The sequence below is a fragment of the Egbenema bharatensis FJBBOT/2019 genome, from assembly GCF_048077055.1.
Lineage (GTDB): Bacteria > Cyanobacteriota > Cyanobacteriia > Elainellales > Elainellaceae > Egbenema > Egbenema bharatensis.
In genome coordinates this window covers 4,955,981-4,976,102 of record NZ_CP182236.1, presented here as the reverse complement: position 1 = coordinate 4,976,102, position 20,122 = coordinate 4,955,981, and the positions used below count along the sequence as shown (strand labels likewise).

Annotated in this window: 21 protein-coding genes and 2 pseudogenes; 16 read left to right on the top strand and 7 right to left on the bottom strand. The window is 50.5% G+C overall.

All coding sequences use genetic code 11. The features are described 5' to 3' along the window. Positions 1-106 precede the first annotated feature (106 nt). The 3 genes from ACM1PF_RS22950 to ACM1PF_RS22940 all read left to right on the top strand — a co-directional run bounded on the left by ACM1PF_RS22950 (position 107) and on the right by ACM1PF_RS22940 (position 2,241). Positions 107-637, top strand: coding sequence for a DUF4330 domain-containing protein (locus tag ACM1PF_RS22950; protein ID WP_416667319.1), 531 nt, complete (start codon positions 107-109; stop codon positions 635-637). 149 nt (positions 638-786) lie between these two features. Beyond that, entirely contained in the window at positions 787-1,308 is a 522-nt protein-coding gene (gene tadA, locus ACM1PF_RS22945; RefSeq protein WP_416667317.1) for a tRNA adenosine(34) deaminase TadA, read from the top strand. 60 nt (positions 1,309-1,368) lie between these two features. Next, positions 1,369-2,241, top strand: coding sequence for an Rpn family recombination-promoting nuclease/putative transposase (locus ACM1PF_RS22940; protein ID WP_416667315.1), 873 nt, complete (start codon positions 1,369-1,371; stop codon positions 2,239-2,241). A 93-nt stretch (positions 2,242-2,334) separates the two neighbouring features. Here the strand turns inward: ACM1PF_RS22940 and ACM1PF_RS22935 are convergent, their stop codons facing one another. The 4 genes from ACM1PF_RS22935 to ACM1PF_RS22920 form a co-directional block, all read right to left on the bottom strand. Continuing rightward, positions 2,335-2,970 (bottom strand): hypothetical protein, encoded by a 636-nt coding sequence (locus tag ACM1PF_RS22935; RefSeq protein WP_416667313.1) that lies wholly within the window; start codon positions 2,968-2,970, stop codon positions 2,335-2,337. A gap of 2 nt (positions 2,971-2,972) precedes the next feature. Continuing rightward, positions 2,973-4,175: an urease accessory protein UreH domain-containing protein gene (locus tag ACM1PF_RS22930; protein ID WP_416667308.1), complete on the bottom strand. Its 1,203-nt coding sequence runs from the start codon at positions 4,173-4,175 to the stop codon at positions 2,973-2,975. A 249-nt stretch (positions 4,176-4,424) separates the two neighbouring features. Continuing rightward, positions 4,425-4,871 carry a single-stranded DNA-binding protein gene (locus ACM1PF_RS22925; RefSeq protein ID WP_416667305.1) on the bottom strand — a complete coding sequence of 149 codons (447 nt, stop codon included), beginning with the start codon at positions 4,869-4,871 and terminating at the stop codon, positions 4,425-4,427. A 127-nt stretch (positions 4,872-4,998) separates the two neighbouring features. Next, complete coding sequence (locus ACM1PF_RS22920; RefSeq protein ID WP_416667303.1) at positions 4,999-6,477, bottom strand: aminotransferase-like domain-containing protein; 1,479 nt, start codon at positions 6,475-6,477, stop codon at positions 4,999-5,001. A 439-nt stretch (positions 6,478-6,916) separates the two neighbouring features. Between ACM1PF_RS22920 and ACM1PF_RS22915 the strand changes: the two genes are divergently transcribed. The 6 genes from ACM1PF_RS22915 to ACM1PF_RS22890 all read left to right on the top strand — a co-directional run bounded on the left by ACM1PF_RS22915 (position 6,917) and on the right by ACM1PF_RS22890 (position 10,208). After that, positions 6,917-7,225 (top strand): hypothetical protein, encoded by a 309-nt coding sequence (locus ACM1PF_RS22915; RefSeq protein ID WP_416667300.1) that lies wholly within the window; start codon positions 6,917-6,919, stop codon positions 7,223-7,225. Between the two features lie 108 nt (positions 7,226-7,333). Next, positions 7,334-7,864: a DinB family protein gene (locus ACM1PF_RS22910; RefSeq protein ID WP_416667297.1), complete on the top strand. Its 531-nt coding sequence runs from the start codon at positions 7,334-7,336 to the stop codon at positions 7,862-7,864. 135 nt (positions 7,865-7,999) lie between these two features. Next, positions 8,000-8,512 carry an inorganic diphosphatase gene (locus ACM1PF_RS22905; RefSeq protein ID WP_416676765.1) on the top strand — a complete coding sequence of 171 codons (513 nt, stop codon included), beginning with the start codon at positions 8,000-8,002 and terminating at the stop codon, positions 8,510-8,512. 424 nt (positions 8,513-8,936) lie between these two features. Further along, complete coding sequence (locus ACM1PF_RS22900; RefSeq protein ID WP_416667294.1) at positions 8,937-9,872, top strand: MBL fold metallo-hydrolase; 936 nt, start codon at positions 8,937-8,939, stop codon at positions 9,870-9,872. Next, positions 9,872-10,006, top strand: coding sequence for a hypothetical protein (locus ACM1PF_RS22895; RefSeq protein WP_416667292.1), 135 nt, complete (start codon positions 9,872-9,874; stop codon positions 10,004-10,006). The genes ACM1PF_RS22900 and ACM1PF_RS22895 overlap by 1 nt, the downstream gene beginning before the upstream one ends. Before the next feature lie 85 nt (positions 10,007-10,091). Further along, entirely contained in the window at positions 10,092-10,208 is a 117-nt protein-coding gene (locus tag ACM1PF_RS22890; RefSeq protein WP_416667289.1) for a photosystem II protein Y, read from the top strand. 264 nt (positions 10,209-10,472) lie between these two features. On the opposite strand, the gene ACM1PF_RS22885 is transcribed toward ACM1PF_RS22890, so the two are convergent. Continuing rightward, positions 10,473-11,114, bottom strand: a complete 642-nt coding sequence (locus ACM1PF_RS22885; RefSeq protein WP_416667286.1) for a hypothetical protein — start codon at positions 11,112-11,114, stop codon at positions 10,473-10,475. Positions 11,115-11,395: 281 nt separating this feature from the next. Then, positions 11,396-12,187 carry a WecB/TagA/CpsF family glycosyltransferase gene (locus ACM1PF_RS22880; RefSeq protein WP_416667283.1) on the bottom strand — a complete coding sequence of 264 codons (792 nt, stop codon included), beginning with the start codon at positions 12,185-12,187 and terminating at the stop codon, positions 11,396-11,398. Positions 12,188-13,071: 884 nt separating this feature from the next. Here ACM1PF_RS22880 and ACM1PF_RS22875 point away from each other — a divergent pair. Beyond that, complete coding sequence (locus tag ACM1PF_RS22875; protein WP_416667280.1) at positions 13,072-13,542, top strand: ATP-binding protein; 471 nt, start codon at positions 13,072-13,074, stop codon at positions 13,540-13,542. Here ACM1PF_RS22875 and larC read toward each other — a convergent pair. Further along, positions 13,493-15,058 (bottom strand): nickel pincer cofactor biosynthesis protein LarC, encoded by a 1,566-nt coding sequence (larC, locus tag ACM1PF_RS22870; protein WP_416667278.1) that lies wholly within the window; start codon positions 15,056-15,058, stop codon positions 13,493-13,495. The genes ACM1PF_RS22875 and larC overlap by 50 nt on opposite strands. Before the next feature lie 45 nt (positions 15,059-15,103). Here larC and ACM1PF_RS22865 point away from each other — a divergent pair. The 6 genes and pseudogenes from ACM1PF_RS22865 to ACM1PF_RS22840 all read left to right on the top strand — a co-directional run bounded on the left by ACM1PF_RS22865 (position 15,104) and on the right by ACM1PF_RS22840 (position 20,092). After that, positions 15,104-15,750 (top strand): annotated as a pseudogene (locus tag ACM1PF_RS22865) (L-threonylcarbamoyladenylate synthase). Positions 15,751-16,115: 365 nt separating this feature from the next. Then, positions 16,116-16,364: a hypothetical protein gene (locus ACM1PF_RS22860; RefSeq protein ID WP_416667276.1), complete on the top strand. Its 249-nt coding sequence runs from the start codon at positions 16,116-16,118 to the stop codon at positions 16,362-16,364. Positions 16,365-16,877: 513 nt separating this feature from the next. Next, complete coding sequence (locus tag ACM1PF_RS22855; protein ID WP_416667273.1) at positions 16,878-17,075, top strand: hypothetical protein; 198 nt, start codon at positions 16,878-16,880, stop codon at positions 17,073-17,075. Positions 17,076-17,145: 70 nt separating this feature from the next. Then, entirely contained in the window at positions 17,146-18,708 is a 1,563-nt protein-coding gene (locus ACM1PF_RS22850) for an FAD-dependent oxidoreductase (protein WP_416667270.1), read from the top strand. A gap of 20 nt (positions 18,709-18,728) precedes the next feature. Continuing rightward, positions 18,729-19,262 carry a cyclic nucleotide-binding domain-containing protein gene (locus tag ACM1PF_RS22845; RefSeq protein ID WP_416667267.1) on the top strand — a complete coding sequence of 178 codons (534 nt, stop codon included), beginning with the start codon at positions 18,729-18,731 and terminating at the stop codon, positions 19,260-19,262. A gap of 6 nt (positions 19,263-19,268) precedes the next feature. Further along, positions 19,269-20,092, top strand: a pseudogene (locus tag ACM1PF_RS22840) (SirB1 family protein). Positions 20,093-20,122 lie beyond the last annotated feature (30 nt).

The following is a 20,122-nucleotide window of genomic DNA, read 5'->3' as shown; positions in this document are numbered from 1 at the left end:
AGACAAGTTCAGTGATCGATTGGGCAGTTTTATTGCTAGAGTGCTATCTGAGATTTAAGCTGCACACTTAAATTTTTTATCTGCCGGTTCATGGGAGCCTTTCACAATGGCCATTTTAGATTCCAAAGGTCGCTTGTTCGGTAAAATCAGCGTTTTAGATATCGGTGCTGGACTCATCATTTTGATGGTTGTCGCGGGTATCTTCCTGTTTCCCGGTACATCGGGTTCCGTTGCCCAGGTCGGTACAGCCACAAAGCCGATCGAAGTGGATGTGATGGTGCGGGGGTTGACGGTACGTGAACCGCAAGCTCTTTTAGAAAATTTGCAACAAGAGGAAAAAACGAGAATCATCATTCGGAATCAACCCTATGGTGAGGTGGATGTGCTGGATGTGGTTTCGCTGCCTCGCAGTGTGGCCGTTCCCCAACCCGATGGCACAGTGATTTCCCGTCCTGACCCGCGCCCAGAGCTAAACTACACGATCGACATGATGGTGACCTTAGGTGGCAATGCTCAAATTCTGGATGATGGCCCAGTGCTGGGCAATACCAAAATCAAGGTGGGCACACCCATGGAATTAGAAGGGCAAACCTATCGCTTTAATGCGCCTGTGGTTGGAGTTCGGATCTTAGATTAACTAGTCTTTCTAACCCTCTAAGGAATGCAAATTGAATAATCTGAGATTCTTGTGGGGTGGGCAGCGTTTCGACTGAGCTCAAGCCGAAGTCTTGCCCGCCCTGTCAACGAGTCCGAATGATTGACAGGTTATTTAAGTCACTATCCTAAGTGAATCAATTCTCCGCCCTACCGTTCATTCCCCCACCCGCGATCGATCACCCCGATTATCTGCGCCACTATCGTTGGATGGTTCGAGCGATCGAGCTGGCCGCAGCAGCAGGGGTAGCGGGAGAGGTTCCGGTGGGTGCGGTGATTGTGGATGCTGCAGACGAGATCATAGCAACGGGGGAAAATCGCCGGGAACGAGATCATGATCCAACTGCCCATGCGGAAGTAGTAGCACTGCGATCGGCGGGTCAAACGCTGGGCACCTGGCATTTAGAGCAATGTACGCTGTACGTGACGCTGGAACCCTGTCCCATGTGTGCTGGGGCGATCGTCCTATCGCGGTTGGGCAAATTGGTGTACGGAGCCGATGATTTAAAGGCTGGAGCCGTTCGTACAGTGGTGAATCTTCCTGACAGTGCCTGTTCTAACCATCACTTACCCGTGATCGGCGGCATTTTGGAGGAACCCTGTCGGCAGCAGTTGCAGGATTGGTTCAGGCAACGGCGGCAGCGATCAAGATAGTCGTTGTATGGGAACAATAGTTACCTGAGTGAGGATCAATCGGACTTGTAGGAACTGGGTATGTACGATAACGTCTGCAAGTTTCTCGCCGAAAGCTACAGCCAGGACTTTGCTCAATGGCTCCTGGGAGAATCGATCGGCTTAACCCAACTTGATCCATCTGAGTTATCCGTTGCCCCGATTCGAGCCGATGCCCTGATCCTCCTGGCTTCAGAACAGGTTGTCCTCCATCTGGAGTTTCAAACCCAACCCGACCCAGACATCCCCTTTAGGATGGCGGATTACCGCCTGCGCCTCTACCGTCGCTATCCCCACAAAGCTATGCGTCAGGTGGTGATCTACCTCAAGCCCACTGGTTCAGAGCTGTTGCAGCAGACCGTGTTTGCCATTCCTGGGATGCGCCATGAGTTTGAAGTGATTCGGCTGTGGGAAGTGCCGACCGCCAACCTGCTGCAATATCCTGGCTTATTACCCCTGGCGATCCTGGGCTACACCGAGGACAAGACCCAAACCCTGCAACAGATTGCTCAACAGGTTGAGGCCTTGCCCAATCCAATTACCAAAAGTAATGTCGCGGCAGCCACTTCGGTTCTGGCAGGATTAGTATTAGAGAAAACGGTGATTCGGCAAATCTTGCGGGAGGAGATTGTGAAAGAGTCGGTGATTTATCAGGACATCCTGGAACAGGGGCTACAGCAAGGTCTCCAACAAGGTCTCCAACAAGGTCTCCAACAGGGTCTCCAACAAGGAGTACAAACAGGAGAAGCCACGCTATTGCTGCGGCTGCTGAAGCATCGGTTCGGTGACTTGGAACCAGAGGTAGAGACACAAATCCGATCGCTCTCCACTGATCAACTGGAAGCCCTGGGCGAAGCCTCCCTGGACTTTACTCATCTGAACGAGGTAACAACCTGGTTAGAACACAACGCATAATTACCTTTGCAAAATCATTCCAAGCGGATTCCAGGGGATCAGGGGTTGCTTCAACTGCACTCGTCCTTTTACCGCATCCGTTGAAATTGAGCTTCACTTTTTAGTTTTGCTTTTGCCTAAAAGAAAAGCGATCGTCCCTCCAACCAGGGCTAGAACGATTCCAGCCCGCCAAAAAACCTGGTTGTCCGCTGCAGAGGGTTGTGGTGCCTCGGACACCGAGTCCGATTCAGAGGGAACTTGCTCGTCTTCAACATTGCTCTCTACATCGGGTTCAGCCGGAGGACTGGGAACTGTCTGTCCAGCCGCTACCGTCACTGGAAACCGCAGTTCAAAGGGCTGAAAGTCATCCGCCGTAACGGGTTCCCCCTGCAGCACTAGTTCATACGCACCCACCTGAGGAAAGGTAACCTCTGCTCCAGGAATGCCAGTGTATCCCTCGGCTGAAACCGCTTCTAGCAAAGGAGATTCAACGATCGCCCCTGGCTGAGTATAAATCGTCAGTTGGCAATTGCAGGCTTCCAGGGGAATCAGTTCTCCACCCTGGCGAGTTAATGCAAACCAGGCCAGGCTCGGCTCTCCTGCCCGTGGGTTATCGTTGGGTTCAATGTGCATCGTGCCACCCACGTCTCCCGCAATCTGGACTTGATGAGCGATCGCTGGGATGGACAGGAGGGCTGAAATGGATAATGTGCTGACTCCCCAAAAGGCGATCGTTTTTTGAATGGTCATAGTTACTTGACTCCTGACTCCTGACTCTTTATCTTGCTCACTCTCCTCACCCCCAATACCCCCAGCACCACCGCTATTAAACCGATCGTCTGTACCCAGTTAAGCCAGTTGAGTTGGAGTTTGCCGAGGTAGTGGGAGCCAGTCAGAATGCAGTGAGCGGTACAGAGGATAAGGGCAGGAACCGTCAGTAAGTGAATCGATCGCCAGTGGTGTCCCAGAACTTTTTGGGCGCGATCGAAACTGGTAAAGGCGGCTGGAGCTATGAGCAGTAACCCGGTTCCCCCTAAGGCAATCCCCCACTGATGTTGTTGCAGCATGAATTGAAAGGCTCGCGGATTCCAGCCCCAGGTATGCTCCACCATATGAACAGTATGGGCGATCGCCAGGACAAATGCCCCAACTCCAATGACTCGTCGATAGCGTAAAGGAGCAGCCCAAACGGAACGAATTGGACGGGCGATCAGAGCAATGATTAAGCTAATCAATGCAGCGTGTCCGGTGTAGTCCACCATCGTATCGCCCGTACGCATCAGCGTCAGAATGCCAATCGCCAGGGTAAACCAGCCCCCTAACCGAAAAAGCTGACTGCGCCGATCGTGGCTGACGGCAGCGATGGAAACCCCGACCCCCAGCATAATGGGAAAAGTTCCGAATCCAAAGGCCAGCATTGTGGCACAGCCCTGCCATAGGTCTCCGGTTTCAGCGGCTTTGATTTGGGCAGCATAGAGGAACCCGCAGGGAATCAGTCCCCAAAAAATGCCCAGTAGGGCTGGAGTCCACCAGCGATCCTGAAACGAGAGATTCACCATGACACGACTGAGGCGATCGTGTAAATCGCTCTTGGCCATGGGGTTCAGCAAAGGAATTTTAGGGAATAAACCCGGACTGACTTGAGTTAATCCCATCCAGATCAACAGTCCCCCGGTAAACAGGGACATCCCTCGCCGCAAACCACTTCCTACGCCAGCAAACTGTCCTCCAGCGATCAGAACTGATCCTAAAAGTCCGATCGCTGCACCTACCATGGCATAGCTGAGAATTCGGCCCAGATTAAGCAATCCATGAAATCGAACTTGCTGCCACAGGGTTGGCTTTTCCTGGTTTTGGGAGAGCGAAAAGGCAATGGCGATCGGACTACACATACCGACGCAGTGCCCGAAACTGCCCAAAAAACCTAAACTGGCAACCAACAGCAAATCTAGCATTACTGGCTATGGAACTTCACTCTCGACTGTCACCTGAATCGATGACCCTATACAATCAGTGCTCATAATGTTGAAGGATAGGGAAACTTCTGTCAAAAGACAGGCTGTCAAACTTAGAATTTAGCTGGGCGGGCAAAACTTCGGCTTGAGCCCTTCGGCTTGAGCTCAGGTCGAAAGCTCAGTCGAAACGCTACCCACCCCACAAGAACTTCAGGTTATGCAGTTTGCATTTTCTATTTCATTGCCTCCTCAAAATTCCGTTGGGAAGGCTGCAACCAACAATTTGTCTTCCGAGGCTGTAGGAGTGTCTAAAACGGGTTCTGCACCTGAAGCGGAGTTTGAAACTGAAGATTCGCTGTTACGAACACTCACAAGATCAATGTCTAGCACAGTCATTTCTAATCCAGCTCTGGGCACATTGCCGTTTTTGGAAATAAAGGGATTCACATCTACATTACCCGTACAAATGATGAGAGACCCCCTTTTCAAGTAAGGCAAAAGCCGCCAAGCGTTGGACTTCTGCCAGATACTCAAAGAGACCGTAAAAGACTCTTCCCGATTTCGGCCTCTCTGGACATACAGAGTACCACTTGCCACCTCAGCCTCTTCTCCACTTCGGAGCGTAACTGTCTTAGTCTCAACGTCCGCAGCCAAATTACCACTGACAACCCACTTGTTTAAATTAACACTTGCCATAAATTTTCCTAGGTAGATGAACATCTCTGTAGCTGTCTCCACAGAGTTCCCAGATTCTGGCATCCAGTAACTTAAAACAAGCAGTTCAACAAACTTATCTCACTCTATTTCTTGTTATATTTTATACCTAGACTATTCTGGAGTCTTCCATCCCCAGCATCCTCGCCGCTAACTGCCGCTTGGATAAGTACCCTAATTTCTGGATCGCTTGATGCACCTCTTCTGACCAGGGAATGCCGCAATTGAGCCGAAAGCAGTTTTGGTAGCTACCTGAGGGCGAAAACATGATGCCTGGAGCAATGCTGATGTTGTGCTGGCTAGCTTCTTCGTAAAGCTCCATTGCATCGAAGGAAGGTGGCATCTCTAACCACAGTACATACCCTCCCTCTGGGCGCGAAACTCTGGTTTCAGCCGGAAACCATTCACAGATGGCTTGACTGGTGCGATGCAGTTGGGATTGGTAAGCGCGGCGCAGATGACGCAGGTGACGATCGAATCCCCCGTTACTGAGGAATGCGGCTACTGTGAGTTGGGACGCAACAGAGGTCATCCAGTTGAGTGACATCTTCAGTTGTTCCACTTTGACCTGATAACGTCCGGCAACTGCCCAACCCACCCGTAGTCCAGGGGAAAGGGTCTTACTAACGGAGGTACAGTACAGGACGCGACCTTCCGTATCAAACGCTTTAATTGCTTTAGGACGCGAGCCTTCAAACTGTAATTCACCATAGATGTCATCTTCTACCAGGGGCAATTCGTAGCGGTTCAGTAACTCTACAAGCTGCTGCTTTTTACGATCGCCCATACAGCTTCCTAAGGGATTACTGAAATTTGACACCAGGGCACAAGCCGTGACTTTCCGCGCCTGCAACGCTGCTTCCAGGTTCTCTAAGCAAATCCCTTCCTTAGGGTGAGTTGGAATTTCTAGAGCTTTCAGGTGAAGCGATTCCAGAGCCTCTAATAAACCGTAATACGTTGGAGATTCGATCGCTACCGTATCCCCTGGACAAGTGACGGCGCGCAGAGAAAGGTGTAATGCTTCCGTCGTACCATTTGTCACCACAATTTCGCCCGGAGTCACTGAGCACCCCGCATCCATCAAACGTTTTGCAGCTTCATGGCGCAAAGGCTCACACCCCTTAGAGGCTTGATAGGCATGAACATCATCCGCATTCGCTCGAATCACCTGCCCCATTAACCGATTCAGCGTGGCGATCGGCAACAGTTCAGTCCCTGGAACCGCCGCTCCCAGATTCACCCGATCGCTATGGCGCATATGATTACTCACCCGGAATGCGAGCGACACTTCGATCGGAGCCTGTTGTTGCGGTTGTGTTGAGTCCTGCGGTTCTTCCAGATGAATCAGGGAAGCTCGTTTCACAAAATACCCAGACTGGGGCCGCGCCTCAATCAAGCCCTGATCTTCCAGGAGCCGATAAGCCTCCAGCACTGTAGAAATGCTCACCGATAGCTGCTTGTGTAATCGGCGCACAGATGGCAACCGATCGCCCACCTGCAACGTTCCTTCAGCGATCAGCCTTTGAATGCGATCGGCCACTTGCTCGTACAGTGTTTTGTCCTGGAAATTATCAACGTTGAGATTCATTGGATGTTGGTTTTGGATGTTGGTTTTGGATTCTGGTTTTGAATCTTGGATTTTTCCCGATCCCCCTCTTCTTCCCTCCTTCCCTCCTTCCCTCCTTCCCTCAAAGAACACAGTTTCCCCTCAAACAAAGCATAACAGTTCTCAAAACCAAAACTGTAACCGTAACAATTCACATTAATTGTCTCTGTTTTGTTTATAGTTTCTGTCTCACAATGGGTTCATTCGCCTCCACCTTCTATCAATTTTTTTCATAAAACATATCTGCCCCTGTTTTTGAATCTTCCTGAGGCGACTCATACAGTAAGGACATCACTTCTCAAGCCAAGGCTCACTTTTCTCAAATTTCAGTTCCACTTCTTTTAAAGGGGAAGCAAAATGCCCGCCCCACCAGCATTCAAAGCTAAAAACCCACTCCTGACTTCCACAAAGAGATAGACCCATGAAAACCTACAACTCAGACCCCAACTACGTTTTAGTGAATTCGCAAGAATTGGAATCATGGGTTGCCCACCCTCAGTCCGTTCCCCAACCTACTCCCCACCCACAAGGCACTCGCTTAAACCTCGATCGCCTCTGGAATTTCCTGCTGGATAGCTTCAGTAAAACGCCCGAACCCAGCATTCGTCGTAAACGCGATCGTCACGGCAACACCTATTTTCAGGTTTACGATCCTGATACTCACCTGACTGCGACCTTCGCATCCGAACAGGAAGTCCGTATCTGGATCGAGCAGCGATACTACCGTTAGAGTGCTGTTTACGAAGCTGGGTGAAGCCCGTAATCCTGAACCATAATTCTCACCCACTCCCCACTCCCCACTCCCCATTCCCCACTCCCGATTCCCCACTCCCCTTCCATGCCCAACCTCACCCCCTACACCACAATGGCCACATACAACCATTGGATGAATCAGAAGCTCTACGCCCTCTGTGCAGAAATTCCCGATGAGTTGCGCAAAGCCGATCGCGGAGCGTTTTTCAAGTCAATTCATGGCACGTTGAATCACCTGCTGTATGGCGATCGAGCCTGGATGGGCCGCTTTGTGGGACAACCCTATTACCGGAAAATGGGTGAGGATTTGTATGCTGACTTTGAGGAATTGCGGCTACAGCGGGAGATCACCGATCGAGAAATTTTAGAATGGGCAGAGGCATTAACGCCAGAGTGGTTGAGCCGAACCTTCACCTATCACAGCAATGTGTATGGCAAAACGCGAATTTTACCCACCTGGCTGCTCGTCACCCATATGTTCAACCACCAGACCCATCACCGAGGGCAATTGACGACCCTCCTGTCACAGATGGGCTACGACCCAGGCATCACCGACTTACCCTGGATGCCGAGCCTGAATGCCGTTGCTGAAGATAGCCCGTTGCAAAAAACTTGACTAGAACCTTACTGTGATGGGTTCCGAACTCTCCTACAATGCTATTCGGGAGAACAGCCATTTATGACGATCGCCAGTTTTGCCAATGCGATCGATTTTGGCTGTATCCTGGTTCTGTCAATTTGGAGAAACGCTGTGGACTTAACACTGATTCCACCCCAGCCCAAGCCGGGTGTGCTGAATGTTTTGATTGAAATTCCGGCAGGCAGCAAAAACAAGTATGAGTTTGACAAAGACTTGAACGCCTTTGCCCTCGATCGGGTGCTTTACTCTTCAGTGCAATATCCCTACGACTATGGCTTTGTGCCCAACACCCTGGCAGATGACGGTGATCCACTAGACGGTATGGTGCTGATTGATCAACCCACCTTCCCTGGCTGTGTGATTCCAGCCCGACCGATTGGAATGCTGGAAATGGTGGATGGCGGCGATCGGGATGAGAAAATTCTCTGTGTGCCAGATAAAGACCCTCGCTTTGTTGAAGTGAAATCCATTAAAGACATTGCACCGCACCGCTTAGAGGAAATTGCCGAATTCTTCAGATCCTACAAAAACCTGGAGAAAAAAGTCACTGAAATTCTGGGTTGGAAAGATGTTGATGAAGTGGCTGCCTTAGTGGACACCTGCATTGCTGCGGCGAAAAAGTAACCGCTCTTAGCCCAGCCTTTACCATTTCATATTTGCAGATTCTTAGGGGTGAACCGCTGTTCACCCCTATTTGTATGATTGAATAGAAGCTTACCCAAAGATTGCTCCTTTTGGTTTGAATCAGCCGATATCCTCACGAATATAGCGTTCACAAATTGTTTGTGAACAAGGGGGTAGGGGCAACGCCCCCACGCCAGGGTTTTACCCCTGCACCCCGTTCAAATCCTACGGAGGATAGCTATAGCAGATGTCTGGAGGAAAATTGATGATCTGTTCGGTGATTCGGGAAGCATAACTTATAGAGTATGTTTTATTGTTATCGTCTAAGCCCTCAGTTTCAGATCTGCCTGAATTGCCCCAAGTCCACTCAGTCCTACTGATGCAACTTCAAATAATCAGCTAAGAAAGGGTTTAATCCACCACAATGTCAGGCTTTGACTCCTCTGCAAATTACTCTTCTGCTAGTGCCAGTGATGACACTCCAACTCAGTCAGCCCACGAGTTTACGGTGCGATTTTGGGGCGTTCGGGGTAGTATCCCTACGCCTGGGCTAGAAACGGTTCGCTATGGCGGCAATACGGCCTGCGTTGAAATTAAAGTCGCTGGAAAATTACTCATTTTTGATGGCGGGACAGGGCTACGGGTGCTGGGTAAGCACTTGATGGAGGAGTTGCCCCTGGATGCCCACCTGTTCTTCACGCATACCCACTGGGATCGGATTCAGGGGTTTCCATTTTTCCTGCCTGCATTCGTGGAAGGTAATACGTTTCATATTCATGGGCCTGTGGGACAAAATGGGGCATCAATTAAGCAACGTCTCTGCGATCAGATGCTGCGCCCCAATTTTCCCATTCCACTCCAGGTGATGCGATCGAACTTACAATTTCATGACATTTCACCCGGTTCAGTCATTACCTTAGATGATGTGGTAATTGAAACCATTTCCCTCAATCGTCCGAATCGAGCGTTGGGGTATCGGATTACCTGGAATGGGCGATCGGTGGTCTACGCCACGGACACCGAACACATTCCCGAACAGCTCGATCAGGGGTTGCTTTATCTGGCCCATCAAGCCGATTTGCTTATTTACGATGCAGCCTACGCGGATCATGCTTTCTATAGCCTGAGTCCCGAACTGGCAGATGGACAACCCGCGGCCTGGTATGCCGGAGTGGAAGTGGCGATCGCTGCCAATGTTCAGCAAATCGTCTTATTTCATCATGATCCTGCCCACGACGATGATTTTTTGGATCAGGTGGAAGCAGAAGTACAGTCCAGTTTTTCCAATGTCCGATTAGCCCGTGAAGGTATGGTTCTCCATGTTGCCCCACAGTCAGCGAATAACGGTTCAGCTCAATAATGGAGCTTAATCGTTTTCAATCTGACAGCAGCCCTGGAAGCGGGATTCAGCCGATGTCCGTTTCCTATGGCAGTCGGCGATCGATCGGACGCAGGGCAGATCAGCAGGGGTTCTGTAATATTCCTTTAGATTAGCTCTGGTAAATTCGCCCAAATCACTGCAAAATGGTAGTAAAGATGAGAGCCATTCATAAATCTTTATTAGGAGGATCTACAACCTATGGACTGGAGACTCTTGGTGGTGCTATTGCCTGTAATCCTGGCAGGTAGCTGGGCAATCTACAACATCGGTCAAATTGCGCTAAGACAGGCTCAAGCTTTCCTGAACAAGAGCTAGGCTTAGGGCTAGTTACTAGCATTTCATCCAGCCGATCGCCTCTCGGATTAATCTCATTGAGAGGGATCGGTTATTTTATTGCAGGGATAGGATGAACCGACGGTATGTCCTAACGTTTGATCAGTCCAATTGGTTTGTCGATGCTGCTGGGTTGATATTGTTGGGGGGGATACTGATCAAGATGCCGATAAACTACGATCGGATTGCCCAGGCGGTAAGTAAAAAATTCGACCGCAGCTTGCCCTGTTGGTAAAACCTTGACCTTTACCGAAAAATCCTTAGGCGGTGGCTCAACCCGCCATTGACAGGGAGACTGCGGGGGGAGCGCATCCATAAATCGATGATGGTGCCATTGACATCGCTTTCCCAGGGCCCAAATTCCTGAAGTTCCCGGCGAAACACCGAAGCAATCGCAAAGGAGAGGGGCGATCGATCGCCAGCGATCGCATCCATGAACTGAGGGAGAGCGTGGTCGGGTTGGGGCAGCTGAGTAATATCTTTACAGTGTTGCAGCGGTTTTTCCAGAACGGCCATTGTGCTGGAGGCTTCGGGAACGGCAAACACCAGCCCCATTCCATCCTCCCCTGCCCGATAAAGATAGCTAACCAGGCGAAGGGTTGGCTTCAGGGAAAGACCAGGAAGTTTCAGTAATGCGTTCGCTGGATTGACTGTACTGATGAACCAGCAATCCCGTGAGGTTGAGTCCGAAAGATCTTCTTCAGAAAGCCCACCAAACGTGAAAATGCCACTCAGGGCATCTAAAGATTCAGGTTCCGGGGGTTCGTTGTCTTCATTGAGTTCAGCCCAATTTTTAGGTTGTTGCTCTGCTTCAGATAATGACAGAGTGACTTGAATATATTGTCTAACCTTTTTGAGCGTGTCTAAAGGAATTTTTTGAATTGACATGGAAGGGAACGCTGTGGCTGGGAGAAGCGGATGATATTTTAGCAAGTTTGGGTAGAATTCAAAGATTGAACTCTTTTGAACTGCTTTGAGCAGATAATCCTATACTTCCCAGAAATTGCCTGATTCATGAGCAGGAAATGATCATGTAGGCAAAACTAAACAATCCTGACGCAAAACGATCGCCAGGATTGGAACCACAAAACGTGAATGATTAAATTTAAGGGGATGAAATGGGGTAGGTAGCGAACCGTTGAAACGACCAGAATCGGATGATGTATCGACTAACCGGCTGTTTTGTACTCAGAATCGCTAGTTTGCTCTACCACTTCAAACGGGTCACGGTACAGCTTTAACATTTGCATGAGCAGGAACCAGAAGAAGGTTGGGCCTTCCATCAGATAACGCTTCCAAAGTCTGCGAGGTTCTGATACCAACCGATACAGCCACTCCATACCCATTTCGCTGATCCACTTGGGGGCACGGTTGACGTTTCCAGCTTCAAAATCGATCGTTGCACCCACCGCCATGAAGATTTTGATGTGCTTGAACTGGTGGCGATACTTGTGGATGAATTTTTCCTGCTTCGGCGCACCCACTCCGATCGCCAGCACATTGGCCCCTGACTGATTAACCAGGTCAATAATCTGCTGACACTCATCTTCATGCTTCTCAAACCCAAAGGAAGGAGAATGCACACCGACCACCAGCTCTCGACCCACCCTGGCATTAATGTTTTCCTGAGCTTTTGCAGCGACCCCCTCCTTCGCACCCAGCAAGAAGATTTTGATTTCTTCGTTGTCTTTGTGGTAATCGCAGAAGGCAGGAAATAAATCTGAGCCTGAAATTTTTTCTTTGAATGGACAACCAACTAAGCGAGCAGCGTAAAACAAGACTTTGCTGTCGCAGGTTCGATAGTCCGCAGAGTTATAAGCTTCAAAAAACTCCCGGTCGGATTGTAGCTTGACCAGGTGATCGACATTTGGCGTGAAAATGACTCCCTGCTTCAGATTCGCCAGCAGTTCTGCCATCGATAAGTTATCAACAGACACGTTTAGAAGCTTAACCTTTCTCATCTGGAGCCTTTCTCCCCTTATATCCGTAACGTTTCTTGGATTAGGTATCAGTGGGTGGGTTTGTGAACCTGAAGTTGACCTGTTCGATTGCTTGTGATCCCGGAAATCAGATGGGACTGGCATCAAAACCTCTAGCAAAATCCATATAACTAAGGAAAACACGTATAAAGTAAAACATGGCTCTCCTGGGGCACTGATAAAGTCACTGTCAGAACGATCACTGAGAGCACCCTTCGGTTTCTATAGAGTGGCATTTTTCCACCCCTGAAGGCTAGTACTTCTACGGACAGTTCACCGAAAAATTACATCGTGGCTTAGGGCATAGAACGATAAACTACGGAACTTCAAGCAATTTGGTAGAAAGCCATATTCTGCGTATGCATAAAGGGTTTGAGCACTTCATAAAAGCTTGATATTAGGCTAACGTTAACCCTGCATGCAGGAGTTGCTCGTACCTTCGTCCCATCAAAAATCTTCACTCCTTCGGGGGAGTTCATCGGTTGACCCGCCGAATCAACTCAGTCCAATCAACCCGTTAGTCAATTCAAAGTCCGGTCAATTCTGAGGGCGCGTGGGACTGTGCAACGGGGCATCTCAAGTCGTATGTTATGATGGATTAAGCCCATAAACATCAAACTTAAGGCATGAATCTAAATTTCACAAGTGAATGATTTACCTTAGGTTATTTGCAGCACAAACAAACATTCGCAACTGGCTAATATTCTGAAGTTCCGACTCCTATCGGCGATATGACTGCGAACCCTACAGTAGGGCTATGGGTTCAGTAAGTGTAAGTCAACATACTGATTTCTTGGATCTACTACTAATGAACGTACTCCTTAAGGAATAGAGTTTATGTGCTTGAAAGCTTTGAGGTTGTCTGAGTGATTGCTATCTCACTGCGTCCATCGGGTCGCAAATGGGGCACGATAAGTTTTGCCTCTACGTTGCATTTATGTCCGGTGTTGGATCTCCTGCTGGCAGAGGTTCCAGATGGGTGTCGTGATGATTTACGGTTAGGGCTTCAGGAAGCGTTGGTCAATGCAGCGAAGCATGGCAACAACCTGGATCCGGCGAAAAAGGTGCTGGTTGAGTTTTTTGTACTGAACGATCAATACTGGTGGATTATCTCCGATCAGGGGGCTGGGTTTTCCCCTGGATGCTCTTGCGCTGGCGATTTAGATGCCCATAGCCAGGACATTAACGATATCGGAGAGTGCGGTCGCGGTCTATACATTTTGCACCAGATTTTTGATCAAGTTCATTGGAATCATAGTGGGACAGAACTCAGGCTTTGTAAGCAGGTCAAGGGTCGATCGTTTCTGTCTTCCATGCGTCAGTCTTCATTTCAATAGTCTGATACCAGCACTGTAGGGCCAGGCGATGCACTTCCTGCCAGGCAACCTGGGCTTGACGCGCCAGACGGGCACAGTCTTCGTATTCCGGATGACCATTGGTGATGCTTTGGGTGCCCCGATCGGTCACTTTAATCCGCACTGCTCCATAGGGCGTTTCAACGGTTTGAAAGGTGCGGGGTAAAACCGATCGCTGCTGCATGGAGCGGCGAATTCCAAGCGTCGTCGTTTCTCTGAAAATCACTGCTTCACAGGCATCCACCTGTTCGGGCAGACAAATGACCGTCAATAAAACCCCAAGCCGAGATTTTTTCATGCCGATCGCCTGCGTGAATACATCTAACGCTCCGGCAGCAAACAGAGGGTCGTAAAGATAGCCGATTGCCTGGGGGCTGAGATCGTCGATTTGGGTTTCGAGAATGGAGATCGTTTGGTGGGGAGTGGGGAGTGGGGAGTGGGGAGTGGGGAGTGAGGTTTCTGTCGTATGGAAGTGTGTCTGGTGGGCTGATCCCGGTTTTTGCAGGGTTGAACCGGATTGCTGATCGCCGATCCACAGGCGCAGGATGTTGGGGATTTCCAGGTTACGCGATCCCGCCCCTAGCCCAACCCGTTGCAGGGTCATGGCAGGAGGAGGTCCAAAGTGGGTGGACAGGGTCGTGACGATCGCTGCCCCCGTAGGAGTCACGAGTTCGCGCTGAATCCCATTGCTGTAGAGGGGAATTTGCCGCATTTCCCAGAGTTTCAGGACTGCGGGGGCTGGAACGGGAAGTAGTCCGTGGGCGGTCCGAATCATTCCACCACCAGTCGGCAAGGCCGAACAGTAGATCTGCTCAATGTTCAACCAATCTAACCCTAAACAGGTGCCGACAATATCGACGATCGCATCGGTTGCACCGACTTCATGGAAATGGACTTCCTGGGGTGAAATGCCGTGTACTGCTCCCTCGGCGGCGGCCAGTTGCCGAAAAATGGCTAGACTCCAGGCTGCGGCCCGTTCGGGTAGGTGGGCAGATTGGATCAGGGATTCAATTTCGGGTAGGTGGCGAGTGGGGGAGTGGGTGGGATGATTGTGATCGTGGGGATGGGGATAGTCGTGATCGTGGGAGTGAGGGCGATCGTGGTTGTGAAGATGGTCGTGGTTGTGAAGATGGTCGTGATCGTGGGGATGGGGGTGATCGTGAGGATGGTCGTGATTGTGGGAATGGGGGTGATCAGACTGCTGGGCGGAATCATGCTCCCCTGATCGATTAGGATCGGAGAAGTGAACCAGCTTCTCTGAGGACGGATGATTTTCCTGTGGATCAGAACACTGGCTGAGCAGATCGACATGAATCTTTGTCGCTTGTTGACCGTTGCGCAGTACCGACTCTGCCCACAGGTTATATTCATGACCAATTCCCAGATGATTTAACATCTGAGCCAGGTAGTCCACTGGCACCCCGGCGTGAACGAGTGCGCCTAAACACATATCCCCAGCAATTCCCGTCGGACATTCCAGATATGCTACCTTTGTCATTTTTCCTGCTCGTATCATGTGTGACTTTAAAGGAAACAGTTATATATGGCCGTTGTCTACAAGCTTCACCCAGAAACACCCCAAACTCGTCGGGTTGAGAAAATTCGAGATGCCCTGCGGAATGGGGCCGTTATGCTATATCCAACGGATACGGTTTATGCGATCGGCTGCGATCTCAATGTTAAGTCGGCAGTGGAGCGAGTCCGCCAAATTAAGCAATTGTCAAATGATAAACCGCTCACATTTCTCTGTTCATCATTGTCCAATATTTCTGAGTACGCTCAGGTTAGCGATTTGTCCTATCGGCTCATCAAGCACTTAATCCCAGCCCCTACACTTTTTTGCTGCCAGCGAGCAAGCTAGTGCCCCGTCTGGTGCTGAATCCCAAACGCAAAACAACGGGGATCCGAGTGCCTGACCACGCCATTTGTCAATCTCTGCTGGAAGCGTTGGGGAATCCAATTATTTCAACGTCTGCCACCACCATTGATAATGCTGAGGAAATGCGACTCTCCCAGGCAGAATTGTTCGATCGCCTGGACAAGCTAGTGGATTTGATCATTGATGATCAATCTCCGGTGCAGTACAAAGTCTCAACCATTCTGGATTTAACTGAGAATGAACCCGTGGTGGTACGCCAGGGCTTAGGCTGGGAAGCGGTCGCAGACTGGGTGGGAGAACTGGCAAGTTGAGATTTGGCACAGCAATGGGGCGTTGTCCAGGGACGGACTGCGTTCAGACCAGGGTGCTATCGATTCCGGTTTTAGTAGCGATTTTGACTTGATTTGCCCGATCGATTGATGGTACGCTCATCAGCTATAGCTGTCTTTTGGGTTGTCCTGACCTGGGAGATAGCGACTCTACCTAGAGGCGAATTCTCTAGCGGAGGTCAAGCGTCCGCGCCCAAGCAAAACGCTCGATCTCCTAACCCAGACTATCGAGGCTAGTCCAGGCTAGGGTGTATGATAACACCCGATGTCTGCCGCTTGCCCTGTCTGAACGAGGGCTAGTCTCTAGGGTTTCTTCAAACCCTGGAACACAAGGAGATTCACAAATCATGTCTGACAAACGATTCGGTCAGCCCCCCAGTGGCGATCGGCTGATTTCCCCTGCCCGACGATCGGTAAAAATCCTGATGATCGGTCAACCCGATGATGTGGAAATCACGATCGCTCGTCTGTACCAGTGCGACTTTTGCCGAGTCGAGGACTGGTCAAGACCCCTACCCTTCTCGCAAATCCAGCAGGCGACAATCAAAGAACCAGGTGAAATCATGCGAATCTACGTGCGATCGATGACCCTCTAAGGGACGCAAATTAAATAACTCCGATTTTTTCTGTACGGGCGCACTGCTGTGCGCCCCTTCTGGAGATCAAATTTTCGATTTTATTTAATCCGCGTTCCTAAGCCAGGGCGCACAGATGTAGGGGCATGATGTAAGGGCACACAGATGTAAGGGCACACAGCAGTGTGCCCCTACCGGGTTGGGGTGGGCATCTTGCTCGCCTATTTTACCGTGTAAATCGATCGCGCAGGTTATCCAATTTGCAATCCTAAAATCATCCTGTTCACGTTCTCATGGGCGATCGTTGTTTGAGTAGATTGGCGATGCGATCTAAACTATCCTGCCGCCTATTGAATTGCCGAAGTAATCGCTATCCAATAATCGGGAATTCGCTCTGGAATCGTCGGATGGCGTTCAAGCCAATCAGTTTTTCCCAAATATCACGGAATTTGCTGCAAGCGCGCTGTATCTAGATTATGGTGCATTGTTCCACGTGTGTTTCTTTGGTGCTACTTAATTGAAAGGGAGACGGTTATGAAACTCGGCGAACTCCTCGTCAAGAAAAAGTTAATTTCGCAAGAACAGTTAAATCAGGCCCTTGAGCGACAGGCTTCCATGCAGTGTCGCTTGGGTGAAGTGTTGATCGAACGATCGCTGATCTCAAATGATCATCTTGCCAGTGCTTTGCAGGAACAATACTGGCGCAATAACGGCTTCTGGATAATTGGTTAAGCCCCAGGGGAAAAATTCGTTTTACGATCGGAGATAACACCTATCTGCCGTTGTCCTGCGCTAAATGACCATGAGCCAAACCGAATCCCTTCTCTCCGCGCTTCCAGGTAATCCCCTGGAAGGATTGCGTCGTGCCGATGCCCTCTGGCGTGCTTATCGAGAGCAGTCCCTATCCGTTCCTGACGTAGTTCAAACCTGTTCAGACCCACTGGAGCAGGCCGATTGGGATGTGATCATCTGCGGCGGTACGCTGGGAATTATGCTGGGTGCAGCCCTGGCGCAACAGGGATGGCGGGTGGCAGTGATTGAACGGGGAACCCTGCGCGGACGGGATCAGGAATGGAATATTTCGCGGCATGAGCTACAAACCCTAGTGGAGCTGGATTTACTCACTCCATCTGAACTGGAGCAGGCGATCGCCACGGAATACAACCCCGCTCGCATTGGGTTTCACAAAGGCGTTGAACTGTGGGTCGAAGATGTTCTCAACATTGGCGTAGACCCGGTCTTCCTGCTGGACACCCTTAAAGCCAAATTCCTCAGCGCAGACGGAACCCTCCTGGAACAGACTGCCTTTGAACGGGCGATCGTCCATTCCAACGGCATCAGCCTCCCCACCTCCACGCCTTCCCACTCCCCCCTCACCACTCGCCTGCTGCTGGATGCAATGGGTCACTTCTCTCCCATTTCCCGCCAGGCCCGTCAGGGAAAACCGCCAGATGCAGTCTGTATGGTTGTGGGAACCTGCGCCACGGGATTTCCCGCCAATGATACCGGCGATCTGTTCTACTCCTTCACTCCCACCCAGGAGTATCGCCAATCCTTTTGGGAAGCCTTTCCCGCCCGCGATGGCCGCACAACCTATTTATTCACCTATGTTGATGCCCACCCCGATCGCCCTAGCCTGGAGAATTTGTTCGATGATTATTGGCGGCTGTTGCCAGAGTATCAGCAGGTTGAACTCGCAGACCTGGACATCAAACGTGCGCTGTTTGGCTTCTTTCCCTGCTATCGCCAAAGTCCCCTGCGCTCCAGGTGGAATCGAATTCTGCCGATCGGGGACAGCAGTGGCAGCCAGTCTCCCTTAAGTTTTGGGGGGTTTGGAGCCATGATTCGTCATCTCAAGCGGCTGACGACGGGGATCCATGCTGCATTAGAAACCGATCGCCTCGATCGTCAGGCTCTGTCCTTGTTGCAGCCCTATCAGCCCAGCCTGACCGTGACCTGGTTGTTTCAGCAGGCTATGAGTGTGCGGGTGGGGCAATCTGTTCCTCCAGAGCAAATCAACACGCTGCTATCGGGAGTATTTCAGGAAATGAACCAACTGGGCGACCCAGTGCTGAAGCCCTTTCTCCAGGATGTGGTGCAGTTTCCAGCCCTTTTGCAAACCCTGGCGCAGGTTGCAATTTCTCAGCCGCTGCTGGGCCTTCAGGTCATCCCGCAGGTAGGACTTCCGGCTCTGCTAGAATGGATGCTTCATTTCGGCAATCTGGGACTGTACGCAGGGCTACATCCGATCGGGCAAACCGTTATTAAGCCCCTCTCCCAAAGTCTCTCGCCGGTTCAGAGGTATTACATCGATCGATGGTTGGAGGCGTGGCAGTATGGGTCGGGGAATGATTACAGGGATTAGATTACAGGGATTAATGGGTGATGAAAAAAGCGTTGTATCTGCTGGCTCAGCTCAGCGATCGAGACTTTGAGTGGCTGCTGCGGGAAGGGAAAAGGATGTCCGTGTCTGCTGGCACTCCCTTGATTCGGGAGGGGGAGCCAACGGATGCGCTATACATTGTGCTGGACGGCAGATTGGAAGTCTGTGTCGAAGCATTTGGCGGAGAGACGATCGCTGAACTGGGCAGTGGTGAAGTGATTGGCGAAATGTCGTTCGTGGACTCGCGCCGCCCCTCGGCCACGGTGAAAGCCGTCACGGATTCTGCCGTTTGGAAAATTCCTCGTTTGAAGCTGAACGCCAAACTCTCCCAGGATATTGAGTTTGCAGCTCACTTTTACCATGCCGTGGCCGTCTTCCTGTCCGATCGCCTGCGGGATACCGTCAGTCGGTTAGGCTACAGCAAAAATAGTAATTTGGATGAAGATGAGGATCCAAATCCGCAGGTTATCAGCAACCTGGAACTCGCTAAGGCTAGACTAGATTGGTTGCTGAATCGTTTGAAGGAAGCCCCTTAAATTTCTATGGATTTTCCCCTAGCAAGACAGCGGTTCTATCAGGAAATCCGTCAACCCGAGGAGCAGATTAGTTTAGCCCGTGCCGCCCTGTATTTCGCCAGGAAGAATACCCCGATCTTGACCCTGAAGAATACCTCAACGCCCTGGACATGATGGCCGTTGAAGTTGAAGAACGGTTACCTTTTGAACGGTATCCGCTTCGCGTCATTCAAATTGTCAACCAGTATTTGTTTGAAGACCTGAAATTTCGCGGCAATACCGATGGATATTACGATCCCTCCAACAGTTATCTAAACCAGGTGATCGATCGGCGTTTGGGAATTCCCATTACCCTGTCATTAATTTATTTAGAAATCACCCGACGCATCGACTTCCCGATGGTAGGAATTGGGATGCCAGGTCATTTCCTGATTCGTCCTACCGTAGGTGATATGCAGGTTTTTGTGGATGCCTTTCACCAGGGCGAAGTCATGTTCACGGAAGATTGTCAGGAACGCCTGAGCCAGATTTACGGTCATCCCGTTGCCCTGCGTCCAGAGTTCTTGCAGGCCGTTGATGCCCGTCACTTCCTATCCCGAATTTTGATGAATCTGAAGGCGATCTATATTCAAAAGGGAGATCTCCGCCGGACGTTGAGCGTGATTGAACGGATTTTGCTTCTGTTCCCCAATGCCCCGATGGAACAGCGCGATCGAGGGTTGCTCTATTACCAGACCGGACGCTGGACAGAAGCCAGTCAAGATCTGGAAAATTATCTGCATCAAATGCCCGCCGCCGAGGATGCATCAGCAGTTCGGGAGTTGTTGCGGCGAATTGGAAGTGAGGACTGAAACAGAAATCGCACCTGCGATCGACTAAAC